At 34.6% G+C, this 15,681-nt stretch carries 9 protein-coding genes and 1 tRNA gene; 2 read left to right on the top strand and 8 right to left on the bottom strand.

The features are described from left to right. Positions 1–281: 281 nt before the first annotated feature. On the top strand, positions 282–2,204 hold the full coding sequence (locus tag V8G61_RS01660) for a hypothetical protein (RefSeq protein ID WP_394873688.1): 1,923 nt from the start codon (positions 282–284) through the stop codon (positions 2,202–2,204). Positions 2,205–2,493: 289 nt separating this feature from the next. Here the strand turns inward: V8G61_RS01660 and V8G61_RS01655 are convergent, their stop codons facing one another. The 4 genes from V8G61_RS01655 to V8G61_RS01640 all read right to left on the bottom strand — a co-directional run bounded on the left by V8G61_RS01655 (position 2,494) and on the right by V8G61_RS01640 (position 12,046). Next, positions 2,494–4,011, bottom strand: coding sequence for a RagB/SusD family nutrient uptake outer membrane protein (locus V8G61_RS01655; RefSeq protein ID WP_394873687.1), 1,518 nt, complete (start codon positions 4,009–4,011; stop codon positions 2,494–2,496). A gap of 17 nt (positions 4,012–4,028) precedes the next feature. Next, positions 4,029–7,028: a SusC/RagA family TonB-linked outer membrane protein gene (locus tag V8G61_RS01650; RefSeq protein WP_394873686.1), complete on the bottom strand. Its 3,000-nt coding sequence runs from the start codon at positions 7,026–7,028 to the stop codon at positions 4,029–4,031. Positions 7,029–8,050: 1,022 nt separating this feature from the next. After that, a complete protein-coding gene (locus V8G61_RS01645; protein WP_394873685.1) occupies positions 8,051–8,320 on the bottom strand; it encodes a hypothetical protein in 270 nt (89 codons plus the stop codon). A 288-nt stretch (positions 8,321–8,608) separates the two neighbouring features. Then, complete coding sequence (locus tag V8G61_RS01640; protein WP_394873684.1) at positions 8,609–12,046, bottom strand: T9SS type B sorting domain-containing protein; 3,438 nt, start codon at positions 12,044–12,046, stop codon at positions 8,609–8,611. A gap of 480 nt (positions 12,047–12,526) precedes the next feature. On the opposite strand from V8G61_RS01640, the gene V8G61_RS01635 reads away from it, so the two are divergent. Further along, a complete protein-coding gene (locus V8G61_RS01635) occupies positions 12,527–13,342 on the top strand; it encodes a YybH family protein (RefSeq protein ID WP_394873683.1) in 816 nt (271 codons plus the stop codon). Positions 13,343–13,506: 164 nt separating this feature from the next. Here the strand turns inward: V8G61_RS01635 and V8G61_RS01630 are convergent. The 4 genes from V8G61_RS01630 to trxA form a co-directional block, all read right to left on the bottom strand. Then, a tRNA-Asp gene (locus V8G61_RS01630) sits at positions 13,507–13,580 on the bottom strand. 82 nt (positions 13,581–13,662) lie between these two features. Further along, positions 13,663–14,592 carry a DUF58 domain-containing protein gene (locus tag V8G61_RS01625; protein ID WP_394873682.1) on the bottom strand — a complete coding sequence of 310 codons (930 nt, stop codon included), beginning with the start codon at positions 14,590–14,592 and terminating at the stop codon, positions 13,663–13,665. A gap of 61 nt (positions 14,593–14,653) precedes the next feature. Next, complete coding sequence (locus V8G61_RS01620) at positions 14,654–15,193, bottom strand: ClpP family protease (protein WP_394873681.1); 540 nt, start codon at positions 15,191–15,193, stop codon at positions 14,654–14,656. Between the two features lie 127 nt (positions 15,194–15,320). Further along, positions 15,321–15,638, bottom strand: coding sequence for a thioredoxin (trxA, locus tag V8G61_RS01615; RefSeq protein WP_394873680.1), 318 nt, complete (start codon positions 15,636–15,638; stop codon positions 15,321–15,323). Positions 15,639–15,681 lie beyond the last annotated feature (43 nt).

Raw genomic sequence — 15,681 nt, 5'->3', positions numbered from 1 at the left:
TTATTTCAATGTAATAATTTGATAGACAGTCATTTTTATAGGAGATTAAATAAAAAGTTTATCTCCTTAATAAGGAAAATGAAAAAATCCTTCTTTTTAAATAAAAATAGTCGCTTTAAAACTCTAATTCAATTTCATTTTATAAAAATATCCTTTCCTCACAAACCATAGAATGTTGAGTTATGCGTGAATATTATTTTTCATTTCAAGTCAGATTTATACTATATATATCATTAAAAAGTGTATCTTTGTTTAAGAATAAATAAAAAAGATTAAACAAAATGAAAAAATTACCACAAACATTCAAATCGGTTTTAGTTTTGTTATTGAGTTTGTCATTAACTAATTGTAGTGATGACAGCCCGGTAATAGACAATCCCCAAGAGCCTCAGCCCACCGGGATGTCGAAAGTATACGCTCTAAACTCCGTTGCAAACCCCTCTATTTCGGGAACGGCGACAGTTTTAGAATTAGATGACAATTCAATACGAGTTGATCTAGACTTACAAAACACACCTTCCGGCGGAAGCCATCCGGCTCACATTCATGTTAACACCGCCGCTGAAAGCGGAGGAATAGCTATTAGTTTAGAACCCGTTGATGGTAGTACCGGAAAAAGTACTACAGTTTTTACGGCACTAGATGATGGAACCGCTATTTCATATAACGGTCTTCTCGATTTCGATGGCTACATAAATGTACACCTGAGCGCTTCTGAATTGAGTACGCTGGTGGCTCAAGGAGATATTGGCCAAAATGAGCTAACAGGCACTAGTAAAGCTTATAGTTTAAGTTCTGTGGCTGTAGCCGAAATTGATGGTACGGCGACTTTTTATGAGCGTGTAAATGGTGAAGCCTTGGCTGTTCTTGAATTGCAAAATACACCTGCAGGCGGTGAACATCCGGCTCACATTCATCTAAATACAGCTGCAGAAGGTGGTGGCATTGCGTTCACCTTTAATTCAGTAAATGGTGATACAGGAATGAGTAAGACTAATGTCGCCCAATTAGATGACAATACTCCATTTGGGTATGCTGATATCATGGATTTTGATGGCTATATTAATGTGCACCTAAGCGCTTCTGAATTGGGGACTATTGTTGCTCAAGGTGATATTGGACAAAATGAACTAACAGGGAATAATAAAGCTTATTCACTAAATGCTGTAGCTGTAGCTGAAATTGATGGTACTGCGACTTTTTATGAGCGTGTTAATGGTGAAGCCTTGGCTGTTCTTGCATTGCAAAATACACCTGCAGGCGGTGAACATCCGGCTCACATTCATCTAAATACAGCTGCTGAAGGCGGAGGCATCGCTTTCACTTTTAATTCTGTAAATGGTGATACAGGTATGAGTAAAACGAATGTGGCCCAATTAAATGACAATACTGCATTTGGATATAGCGATGTTTTAGGTTATAATGGTTATATCAATGTGCACCTGAGTGCTGCCGAATTGGGAACTATTGTTGCTCAAGGCGATATCGGACAAAATGAACTCACAGGTAATAGTAAATCCTATGCTCTGAATACTGCTGATGTTGCAGGGATAAGTGGTACTGCAACCTTTGAAGAACGTGTTAATGGAACAACTTTAATAACCCTAGCTTTAGAAGGAACGCCTGAAGGAGGTTCTCACCCCGCACACATTCATGAAAATGATGCTGCTACCGGAGGAGGAATAATCGCAACTTTGAACTCTGTTGACGGAACTACCGGCATGAGCAAAACACAAATATCCGCCTTAAATAATGGTACACAAGTTAGTTATACGGATCTTCTGAGCATTAATGGATATATAAACGTACACTTAAGCGATTCAGACTTAGCAACCATTGTAGCGCAAGGCAACATAGGAGCGAATGATGGAAGCGCGACACAAGCAACAAATTATAATGTTACAAACAGTGGTTCTACGGCTTACATCTTTAATGACAGTGGATTTAATAACGCAAGTAATCCAGCACTAACCTTAGAACGTGGAAAAACCTACACATTTACAGTGAATGCCACCGGACACCCGTTTTATATCAAATCTGCTCAGGGAACAGGAACTGCAAATGCCTATAATACAGGAGTTACCAACAACGGAACTGATTCAGGAACAATAACATTTACAGTTCCTGCTGAGGCACCTGCCACACTGTATTACAACTGTGAATTTCATGCTCCTCAGACTGGCGTCATAACCATTATTGATTAAAGAAAACCATAAATGTTGTTTTTTTTTTGAATAACACCATTCTGATTATAAGTGACTATTCATAGGATTTTAAGCAATGCTACATTAATAGTCAAGAAATTGGATAAATAAAAACGATTATCGCATTGGATATAATGATATTACCAATGCGGGAATCGTTTTTTTATGACTGAAAGATTCTAAATTTTAGTTGAATAATTTTGGTATTACCAAGACCCTATCTTAATAAATTAAAAAATGGCGAAGGAAATAGAGAGAAAACCTTCGCCATTTAATAAACTAAAACAAATTACTGAATTTTAAAACCTTCTGGGTTTTGCACCAATTCACTTAGCGAAATTGAAGTAAATGGAATTGGAGCTATATATTGCGCAGAGGTTGGTGTTCTTACTAGAGTCACAGGTTCCGATGGATCTCGTTTTGCAGCCATTTCAGCAACGCGCTCTGTTCTAACCAGGTCAAACCATCTTTTATTTTCCGCAGCCAACTCCCAGCCTTTTTCATCAACAATCTCATTTGGTGAAGCTGTAGCAACATCTACTGTTCCGTTTGGAACATCATATGGTAGTCCTGCAGCTCTTCTTTTTACTTGATTTAAAGCTTCTATAGAATTGGCATTTTCTCCTGCACCTCTGGCCTGAGCTTCTGCATAGATCAATAAAATTTCAGCATATCTATAAATATCGACTGATCTGAAGTTTACAGGTCTGGAACCAAATGTCAGGTCTTCAGAAAACACATATTTTCTATACATGGGGTGCGCTCTATCAGAATCCGGCCAAAAAATCGTTGGAGGATCTCTAGGTGTAATGACATTATCTGGTGCATTTCTGTTTGGAATATCCAATAAGAATGTATAATCTTTTCGTGGTCCTTCAGGAAAATCATAGAAAAATTGTAATTCAGGAAAACAATCCGAAAATCCTCTACCTTGATGAAAGGTAAATGCTGTCCCTATCTGATTACCAAAACTTTGATCGTCAGGAAACCTAAATGAAAATATAGTCTCACGGCCCTCTGCTCCGGCTAAGGTCCATAATTGATCTATCGGAATAAGTTCAAAGTAACCATAATCTATAATTCCCTTAGCCTTTGCAGCTGCCAAGGGATATTTACTAACATCCTTTACAGGCCACCCTGCCCAGGTTAGATACAAATCAGAAAGTACTGACTTTGCTAAAGCTGCTGATGCCCGACCTTCATCCTCGGTTCCGGGCAAAGGCAAAGAAATTTCGGCAATAAGTAGATCGCTTTCTATTTGTTGATAATTTTCTAGAACAGTCGCTCGTTGTTCTTTACCCGTAGGTAAAACACCATCCAGAATCAAAGGCATATTACCATAGATCTTTACTAAATTTAAATAACTTAAGGCTCTGAATACGCGTGCTTCGGCATCGGCTTGTTTAACAATTAGTTCTGGTGCTGTTGCTGTTTTCAACCCCTCAATTAAGGTATTACAATAGTATATCGTTTGCCAATAATTATCCCATGCATGGGGCAGCCAAATTATATCCGAGTTTTCTCCACTACCATAATCAAATCTATCAAAAACTCTTAAAGGTGCTTTGTTACCTGCAATCCAAGTTGTAATATCATCACCTCCATAAGTAGCGGTTCTTAAATAATGAGGGTCTCTGTGCATATTAAGCTGCCTTCTGTAAATGGGAGCAACGTTATTAGCAACATCAGCTTCAGTATCTATTTTACCAACAGATAATAAACTGCCTGTATCTTCCTCCAGTGTTGAACATGAATGAACTGAAATTAGAGCCATTCCAACCAAAAATATTTTATATATATATTTCATCGTATTTATTTTTATGATTAAAAAGTAACATTAAGACCAAATGTTACCGATCGGTTAATAGGGTAAGAATTATAATCAATTCCTACATCGGCATCCTCATTGCTTACAAATGCTGTGGCTTCTGGATCAAACCCTGAATAATTCGTGATTGTAAACAAATTTTCCGCACTTACAAAGATTCTGGTATTTACGAAGCCTATCTTCTCTAGGAATGCACTATCAAAATCATATCCTAAAGCAATGTTCTTCATCGTTACAAAAGAGCCATCTTCTATGAACTGAGACGACAAAATTTCTGTTCCATCTCGTCCGGAAGGTATATTGCTTGGATTCGTTGGTGTCCATCTATTTCTATAATCGCCATGAACGGCATGAAATTGCTGAGCTCCAAGGGCCATTAATCTTGCACGTTGCAAATTATAAATATCATTCCCTTGAGATCCCGTAAGCAGGAAGTTAAGACTCCAATTCTTATAACTAACATCCCAGTTCCAACCCCAGGTGTAATCAGCATTTCCATCACCTACCGTTGTTATATCATCTGTTGTAATTAAACCATCACCATTTATATCTCTATACTTGGCATCGCCGGGTGCTTTATTAAATAAAGCTGCCTCTGCTTCTTCACCTATTTGATATACGCCTTCAAAAACATAACCTCTGAACGTACTAATAGGTAATCCTACCTCAACCCGTGTTGGGTTTACAGGAAATGTGTTTTCACGAATAGCATCTCCAATAACAATGAACTCAACATCATCATTTAAGGACAATACTTTGTTCTTATTACTTGAAACACTTAAAGTAGAGTTGATTCGCCAATCCTCATTATTCAATATTCTAGTTCCTAAGGTAATCTCGAACCCTTTGTTTTCAACCTCACCAGCGTTAACAAATTTTCGGGTTGGTCCAACAAACTCCGGTAGTTGTGTATCTAATAATAGATCTGTGGTATTCTTTTTATAATAATCTACTGAAAGCGTAATGGCCGAATTTAATAAGCCAACATCAATACCGGCATTTATTTGCTCAGTAGTCTCCCAAGTTAAATCAGGGTTAGCTACTCTATTAGAAGGCGCTATTCCTATAGTAAAGTTTCCATCAAAAGGATAATTAACCCCTAAGCCTAATACTGCTCTATCTCTAGTTCCAAAAGGACTTATACCTTGGTTTCCAACCTGTCCATAACTTAATCGAACTTTCAGATTATTAATGGTTTCAATATTTTTAATGAAGTTTTCTTCTGAAACTTTCCATGCCACAGATGCTGATGGGAAATAACCCCATTTGTCTTTTTGAAACACGCTGGTGCCATCCGCTCTAAATGAAGCTGTAAATAAATATTTATCAAATAAAGAATAGTTTATACGACCTAAAAAAGACTCGAGATCTCTATTACTCTCTGAATTATTTACTGTTTGCACACTAGCTACAGATAAGTCTCTAAAACTTACAACGTCAGTAAAAAAATCACTAGCATTAATATCTACACGATTTCTTTGATCCAATACTAATTCGTGTATCGCATCAACCTTAATACTATTGTTCTCATCGATATCCCACGAATACGTAAGCCTATTGGTGTTAAATACATTCGTAGAATAAATATTATCAACATTGGCAATGCCATTATTACTCGAAATTAAAGGTTGATAACTATTATTATGAATTTCAGTTTTTACAATTCCAAAAGAAGAATTAAACACTAAATTCTTTACAATATCCCAGTTAATATTACCATTAACACTTATGCGATCAATGGTATTCTCTCGGATATCATTTTCAGCAGATACCAACGGATTGGTTTGTGAGGTTGCAAGGTTCTTTATAGAGTTGAAATTATAATCTCCATTTTCATCAAAAGCAGGCGTCGTTGGATCAAAGGAAAGTCCAACGCCAAGATCAGCTCTCACCCCGGTTCTTTCTTCCTGGCCAAGATTAAAATTAAGCCCGATTTTCACCTTATCAGACAACTTTGCATTTAAATTGGTTCTTAAGTTCAAACGTTTAAAATTCTGGCGTTTTACCACAGTTCCTCCAGCATCGTAATAGTTACCGGAGATGTAATAATCCACCACGTCGCTACCACCACTTGCGGAAATTTGAGCATTATTAAAATAGGCCGTTTGAAATAATAGTTCCTGCCAATCTTCCCCACCAGATAACCGTAAGTCTTCGATTTCCTGTGCAGTAAATACTTCTGCACCTTCTGAAAAATTAACGCCTTCGGCAAATTCAACAGCATTCATGAGGTCCAATTTCTGAGTTACATTGGAGATACCGGTAAAGAGATTCACATTAATTCTAGCTTTACCTGGTCGTCCCTTTTTTGTTGTGATCAAAACAACACCGTTGGCACCCCTTGTTCCATAAATAGCCGTTGCAGAAGCATCTTTAAGAACTTCCATAGATTGAATGTCATTAACGTTAACGGTAGAAATATCAACAAACTGACCGTCCACTACATATAAAGGTTCATTACTTCCCGTGATGGAGTTTGCGCCACGGATTCGTATTTTAAAACTACCTCCGGGAACACCACTTGTTTGAGTTACTTGTACCCCTGCAGCTCTACCTTGTAAAGCCTGACTCACCTGGTTCAGAGGTTGATCTTCGAAATCTTTTGCTGTTACTGAGGTCAAAGCTCCGGTTAAATCACTTCGCTTTGCAGTACCGTAACCAACGACTACCACCTCGTCTAATTTTGCGGCATCTTCTTCTAAAGACACATTTAACACTTCTTGATTACCTACGGTAAATTCCTGGGTAAGATACCCTAAGAAGCTAAAGACTAGAATATCGTTTGATAACGCGTCGATCTTAAAATTTCCATCAAAATCGGTTGCCGTACCCCTTGCAGTTCCCTTTATAATAACATTTACTCCGGGAATTGGTTGGCCGTCTGATGCTGAAGTAACTGTACCGCTTACTTCCGTCTGACCGAAGGTAGTAAAGCTTACTAGCATAAACACAAGGCTAAAAAAAATAAGCCTTATAAAAAGTTGATTTTGTTTCATAATTTTTAGTTTAGTTGGTTGATTGTTTAATTAGTTAATTGGTTTGTTAATCACGTTTAATTAAATTTATTTAAAGTATTTAAGACTGTGCGCTCGTTTTGTAACAAGGATAATTCTATTCGTAACAAGCTCATTTCTTTCCGTCACAATGATATTTCGTTTTGTATCATGGCTGTTTTTTTTATCTAATCCTTAATTAGGACCTTGAAATTCAAACAACAAAGCGTCATTCAAAAATTGAATTTATTGAAGATTACTTTTTGTTAAATACAATCAGAACCTGCAGAAATATTAAAAAAAATGTTTTCAGGTTATTGGTATAACTTTTGAAGAAATTGAGGGTTTTTTCATATCATTTAAAATGAGTTAAGTTGGTTATCCTAAATTAGTCAAAAAACGAATTCGAAAAAGGGGTGAATAAGGTTATTTTGAGGGTAGAATAAGATTTTTAATATCGTGAATACAAAACCGATTTAGAAATTTCAAAAGACTGAATTTTTACTCAAAACTTTAAACCCCAAACTCCACTGAGGAAGGTTTTGTTAATCAAATATTAACAGAGAAAACAACAATAACTCACCTTAAGAAAGGAGAACCTGAAAGCATTGCGAAATATGACAATATCAAATCTTAAAAGCTTGTAATTCTTAGCTTTAAGGAAGATTGATACCACATAAAAAAATGTCTATGAAAAGGTAATTCTAAAAGAACCAAAGGAGGAAAAAAACAATATTAAGACTAGTGAACCCTTCTTTTGCAGAAGGGCTCTAGCTATTAATCACATATAAGGAGAATAATTACTTAACACTTATATGTTCCATAATGAGCAATGAAATTATGGATTAAATACTAAAAATTCAAAAATCTGGATTAATAAAGTTTTAACCAATTCAAAATCTTGCATTTCATCGATGTTCTAAGGAGGATCACTATAATCCCAATACCAACGCTCTTCTGATAGCAAAAAACCCCTCCTATAAGGCATAAGGATCGAACGAGTAAAGCACGATATAAATTGAAATTCAGGATTTATTTCTTTTAATAATAGCTAGAATCGCCGCAATCGTTAGAAGTAAAAATATAATTCCAATAACACATAACAAAGTCACTATAATCACGCCAAGTATAGCTTCCTCTTTAGGAATATCAGGACTTGTTCCATTAATGTTCTGCTTAATTCCTTCAATAATGTGTGCTATTCCCATCAACAAGGTAAACCAACTGATGAAACCTGAAATTATAAGAATAACAACATTTAATAAAACCGGATTTTTTAACAATGGATTTTTCATAACCAACTGCAAACAAAACAATTACAAGTTACAAAAAAGATATTGAGAATAATAAGAAATCCCCAAAAACAAAAAAGTCTCTCCTGTAAGGAATAAGGGTCGAACGAGTCTCTACTAAATATATTAGGTCAACCACGAGCCACAATTAAGTGGCCAACACAACTTTGTCATCCTGAACTTGATTCAGGATCTTTACGGTCTGGACGGGACTCATGAACCATTAAATATATAGTTAAATATCAGACAGTTAATTTCAAAACAACTTCGATTGTATCCAAATCATCTTTTTTACCTTTTTAAAGTAAAGTGCCCTTTAAATGTTCTACCATCTTCTAGACTTACACTAAACCAATAATCGTCTGAAGGTAACATTGAACCATTAAATGTACCATCCCAACCAATGGAACTGGGACTTAGTTGTTTTAAAAGTTTTCCATAGCGGTCATAGATAAAAATATCACTCCGAGCTTGAAACTGATCACTTAAACCTGCTATAAACCAAGTATCATTAATACCATCTCCATTAGGGGTAAAATATTTAGGATAATCTACTATAATAACTTGAGTTGAATCTTCTCCACATCCAAATTTATCTCTAACCCTAACCGTGTAAACCCCTCCCTGTAAATTATCAAAAGAGTTATTATCCTGATAATTTATGCCATCTAGCGAATATTCAAAATCACCATCACCAGCAGCAATAATTCTTATAAAATTACTATCCGATAACTCCTGATATTCTATATCATTGATTGAAGGCAAAATTGATCTTATTAATTCAAAATTAAATCTGTTTTCGCACATTATGCCATTTTGAAATCTCCCTACGGTAAGTGAATAACCCCCTTCACTTATTAGAATAGCCTCATTATTATTTGAAATTACACTACCATCTTGGTACGTCCATAGGAAAGTATCATATTTATTCTCAATTACCAAATTGTAGCTTTGCTCTAGATCACATAAAAAATAAGAATCATCTAATTGAACTTGAGGCAAAGTATTTACTATTAAATCAAAACTAGTTTCTGAATAACAAAGATTATTCAATGAATTTTCCGCTCTTACAAATATTGTTTGATTCCAAGGCTCTTGATTGGTATAGTTACTATTAATCAGGTTTGAAATATCATTTCCTGCTGAATCAAAATAATGGAGGGTTATGTCTGTTTGATTGCCAATAATTTCATTTTTTATATTTTCTAAATTAAAATCAGAAAAACCATCACCTTTATCACAGGAATATTTATCTACTGGAGTAGATATTTGAGGTTTAGCCGATGTTTTTAAAATTAAAGGTGTGTCAACATAACAGGAAGTTTGAACATTTGTTACTCTTGCTATTAAAGTTTCCTGAAAAGGATTTGAATTGGTATAAGGGTTATCCAATGGTTTGGAAATTAAATTACCAGAAACATCATAATAACTAACTTCCATCCCAGTTTGCCCACCTAAAATTGTGCTTTCAACATTGGATGTATCAAAGTATTCAGATATTCCATCATTATTATCATCACAGCCTATTATCCCCTCAATTGGATAAACTTGTGGTAAAGGGTTTACAACAAGTCTAAAAGTAGTTTCAGAAAAACAACTTGTATTTGGGTTTATTATTCTAGCCGTAATTGTTTCCTGATTTACAAGTTTATTGGAAATTGTATTTGGCAATGGCACAGGTAATTGCTCACCATCTTCATAAAAGAACTGAATTAATATATCCTCCTGTCCTGATTTTAATTCTGTTTCTAAATGGCTTACATCAAAAAAACCAATTCCATCGTTATCATCATCACATGAATATAAATCATTAATAACTTTAGTAACTGGTAAAGAATTAACTATTAAATCAAAAGTTGACTCTGCATAACATCCTAGGTTGCCTTCCCTGGATACTCTAACGGTAATTGTTTCAATGTCTCGAACTGAATTGGCCATAGGATTAGGTAAAGGAGAAGGCAACGGATTACCTTCCAAATCAAAATAACTCACTGTTAAATTACTTTGACTACCCACAAGTTTTTCCTCAATAAAAGAAACATCAAAAGTATTTGATATTCCAGTATTAAAGGTATCTTCACATGAATATAATGGCTCTACATAATAAATTACTGGCGGCTCAGAAATCATAACTTCTATTTCAATTTCTTGTGAATCTTCACCACAAATAATATTCGCTTTAACCAAATATTGACCAGGATTAGTAAACACGTGTATTGGGCTTATTTCATTAGATAGATTATTAGATGCAGATAATATATCTCCAAAATTCCATTCTACAGAATCAAAGTCTCCGTCTATAAAAAATTCTGTTCCCTCACCAAAACAAGTTCTATTAAAACCTATAGAATACTGATTGTCTTCCAATAAACTATATTTATAAAATAAAACATCACTATCATTATTGCCACTATTATTAGGAATAGTAGTATTGTCAATAGAAATTGGTGAACTTTCAAAAAATGAAGTTACATAAATATTGTTATTATGAATTAAAATAGGACCTGGTCCATCTTGATATGTAGCGTCAGGGTTATCAAAATAACTTTCCCCAGTAGTCTTTAATATAAATTCGCTACTAAAATCATCCAATTTTACTTTAAATAACACCAAATCCTCATGATAATAATTTCCACCAAATGCGGACATTATTGTTACATTATCAAGAGTAAAGCTGTCTTGGAAACTAGTCAAGACAATTAATTCATTGTTACTGTGGAACATCCGTCCCGTATTTATATTGTTTGTTAACCAATTACCTCCTATTGAAGGCATGGGTAGTGTTGATTTATTTTCAAACAACTTTATTCTTTCAATATTACCAGTTTCAGCAGATAATTCAATTAGCATATTAGTCCTGAAAAAATTATCATATCCAATTAGCTCTTGACCTCCAATTTTTATTGAACCATTAAAGCTACCCCATAAATAAAGTCTATTGTTAGTCTTATTGTAATATAAATTTGAAGGATTCAAGATATTAATACTAGATGAATCATTTGAAATTTCAGTGACCCAAATAAAATTTAATTCAGGATCTATTTTGGTAATATGAGAGTATACATAAGTTGATCTTGATCTACCCGTTATATAAATATTCCCGTTATGATCCATTTCAGAATCTATTAGAACATCATCTAACGTTTCTCCAAACCTTCTAGCATCTAGAAAGTTTCCGTTAGGGTTAAAGACAGCTATGTAATAATCTTCAGCTTGAGAGTTTAAAATAAATTCATTATTAATATTTATTGTTGATTCAAAATGTCCAACCACATAGATTTTATCATTCCAAATGTGAAGATTTATTCCCATCATCCAACTTCCAATTGGTCTAACCCATAACAATCCCCCATTAGAGCTTATTTTAACTAAACTTAGGCCTTCACTAATTTCAATTCCACCAACATTTGTAGTACCTTGACTGTTATCTATTATTGCATAAATATTATCATTTGCATCAACTGCTGTCTTTGTTATTTGAATAAAATCATATTCGTTTTCAAAATTATATGTCCATACCAGATTACAATTGAAATCATACTTGTGTATCTCTCCATTACCGTAGTAAGCAGTTGTCAAGAGCACCCCATCAGACAAAAGATCCAAATCTTGAGGTCTATCATCTGTATGATTCCCAATATTAAATCCGCAATTAAAACACTGTGAATAAATGAAAGTACTTTGAGATAAAACAGAGATTAAAAAGAATAAATTTCTAAAAAACTTCAAACTAATATTTTACAAAAACCTTAGCCAATTTATAAATAATATTTAAGTTTTTTACTACAATTCTTAATTTTAGATGAATAGTAATTATAATTACCTCTTATTTTATTCCTGCTTTATTTGAATTTGAGCTTACATTATGAAATAATATTATTACCTGTAAAGCTAGAACCTACATTATAAAGGGCAATACATAGATCAGAAAAGCGACATTCAAAACTATTTAGTTTGGGCGGGAGTTATTAAAAATCTTAGAAGAACATTTAAAACCTATGAAAAATAAAACTCATTCAAGGTAATTTAAAGGTCTACCTCAGTGATTTGACGTGTACCTCCTTGTATCCTTTTTTAACACACCCCAAAAACAAAAAAGCCACTCCTTTATTCTAATATGTTTCACTGTTTAAAGTTACTTAAAATTATATTTTATATATTTAAATATTTGTATTTCAATAACTTAAAACACATTTAATTTTACCTTTTATGATTAAGAATGACATTATTTTAAAAACCATAACATTTACAATATTTGCTTTTACCACTTGCTGCATACAACAATCTACAGATAATTTTGATGAAATTTCAAATGTTAATAAAGTATTCACCGAAGCTTTCAATGGCGGAAACATAACAAAAGCTAGTCTGGTTTATATGGATTCCGCCAAACTATTTATTCCTAATTCAGATGTTATTTCAGGAAGAAAGAGCATAGCATCTTTCTGGCGGAAGACCGTGGAAAGCGGTGTGGAAAAAATGGAACTTAAAATAGTAACTATGGAAGGCCAGGGTGATTTGGTTGCTGAGGAGGGTCGGTATAAACTTTTCGTCCGCAATAATCTCATTTTAGATGAAGGAAAATATATTAAAATCTGGAAGAAAGTTGATGATAGTTGGTTAATTAATCGCTTCATGTGCTCCAGCAACTTGCCATTTTCAGTAGATCTTAGGATACCAAAGGGATATGTTCTTGGTATACACCAATTAGAAGTTACTCCGAAGGAAAATACCACATATTCAGATTTTGAAAAATTTTATAAAGAGTACTATATTCCTGCCAATGAGAAAAGTTATTCTGGGCTTCAGCTGTATTTATTAAAGGCTGAACGTGGAGAAAACTCTGAAAAATATGGTGAACTTTATTTTATTCGGTCAGAGGAAGAACGGGATCACTTTGAACCCGATGCTGGCATTTTAAGCGATAAAGGACAGGAAGCCTATGAATTGCTAAAACCAACGCAAGATAAACTTGACAGCTTAGTCAAAATAGATCGTGTTTTCACAGATTGGGTTGTACAATAATAAGCGTATTGCCTCCTTTTTTCAATAACTACTAAAAACAAAAAAGCCTCTCCTATAAGGAAAAGCTTCTCACGAGTCTCACCTAAAATGAATTAGGTCAACTACGAGCCACAATTAAGTGGCCAACACAACTTTGTCATCCTGAACTTGATTCAGGATCTTTGCGGTCTGGACGGGACTCGAACCCGCGACCTTCGCCGTGACAGGGCGACATTCTAACCAACTGAACTACCAGACCGTTGCTTTATTGCGGTTGCAAATATACACGTGTTTTTTTATATGTCAAACGTTTTTTTATGTTTTTTCTATAAATTTATTATTTAAGCAAACTTTTGGCGCTCCACCATATAGGTCATTAAAATGGTATCAAAATTCTTGTGAATATCTGCCTCAACATACTTGATCTTATACTGCGCACATTTTAATTTTAAGTCCGTAAGATATTGTTTTACAGACTCCTTATAACTTTCCTTGATGTTATCGGCATAAAGATCGATGCGGTCTCCGGTTTCCACATCTATGAAACGCTTTGGGGTGTTATCAAAATCAAAATCCACTTCTTTGGCCTTATCTATCACATGAAACAAGATCACCTCGTGTTTATTATATTTTAGATGACGTAAGGCTTCAAAAAGTTTATCTTCAGATTCCGCGGTTTGAAACATATCGGTAAATAAAAATATCATAGAACGCCTGTGGATTTTCTCAGCGATCAAATGCAGATATTTATAGGTTTCGGTCGTTCGGTTTACAGGTTTTGAGACCACAACATCATTCAAAGCATTTAATAGCATTTGGTGATGCCGTTCACTGCCTTTTTCAGGCGCATAAAAATCATAGGAATCACTGTAAATACTCATCCCTACTGCATCTCGTTGCCGTTTTAAAATACTCATTAAAACGGCAGAAGCCAATGTAGAAAAGGCTATTTTATTGAGAGTATCCAAACTAAACGCCTTCATTTTTGGATAATGCATCGAACTACTATTGTCAATGATCAAATGGCACCGCAGATTGGTTTCATCATCATAGCGCTTGGTATAAAGCTTATCTGTTTTAGCAAATAATTTCCAGTCGATATGACGGGTGCTTTCGCCCTGATTGTAAATTTTATGTTCTGCGAATTCCGCTGAAAAACCGTGAAATGGACTTTTATGCATTCCTGAAATAAAGCCTTCAACGACCTGCTTAGCCAGAAGCTCTAGATTTTTAAATCCGCCTACTTTATTAAGTTCCTGCTGTAAATCCATCACCTGTGTTTCTAGATTTAAAAAGAAAATCTCTTAACTATTATCTCTTCTCTATTCTCTTCTATAAAACCTTATCTACAATACCATAGGCCACAGATTCTTCAGCACCCAACCAATGATCACGATTGAAATCTTTCATAATCTTCTCTACTTTCTGTCCGCAGTTATCCGCTAATATTTTAGCACTGATCTCCTTCGTTTTTAAAATTTCTTTAGCCGTAATTTCGATATCACTGGCAGGCCCTCTAGCACCACCACTAGGCTGATGAATCATTACCCTGGCATGAGGCTGAATAAAACGCTTTCCTTTTTTACCTGCAGATAAAATAATCGATCCCATCGATGCCGCAAACCCCGTACATATCGTAGAGACATCACTTTTTAAAGATGTCATACAGTCGTAAATAGCAAACCCGGAGGTAACATATCCACCCGGACTGTTAATATAAAGGTGAATGTCTTTGACTGCTAAAGCATCTAAATACATTAATCGGTCTATAACATGTTTGGCCGAATCATCATCCACTTGTCCCCATAAAAATACTTTTCGCTCTTCAATAAGCTTGGCATCTATGGCATTTTGAATTTTATTTTCACTCATAATAATTTGTGTTTTTTCCAAAGAATTTTAAAACTATGAAATTAAATGAATTTCACGTACTAAAGCTCTAAAATAAAAAAAGGTTTGCCATTTCTGACAAACCTTTTCATTTTTCTTTTTCTTAGGTCTATAATAGTGAATCGATAGCATCAGTATAAGCGTTTTTAGGCGCTACACCTACTTGACGACCAACTACTTCTCCGTTTTGAAATACCAAAACGGTTGGAATGTTACGTACACCATATTTAGCAGCAAATTCCTGATTTGCATCTACATCTACTTTCCCTACAACGGCTTTTCCTTCATACTCGTTACTGATTTCTTCAATAACGGGTCCTACCATTCTACATGGTCCACACCAAGCCGCCCAGAAATCTACTAAAACAGGCTTGTCACTATTTAATACAGTTTCTTCGAACGTTGCATCTGTTATTTCTAATGCCATAATATTTTTATTTTAAAGATTGTCTTTATTTCTATTTATGCTA

This window comes from Gaetbulibacter sp. M240 (assembly GCF_043876815.1).
GTDB lineage: Bacteria > Bacteroidota > Bacteroidia > Flavobacteriales > Flavobacteriaceae > Gaetbulibacter_A.
Note: the sequence above shows the minus strand (reverse complement) of the source record. Positions and strands in the feature narration are given on the sequence as shown.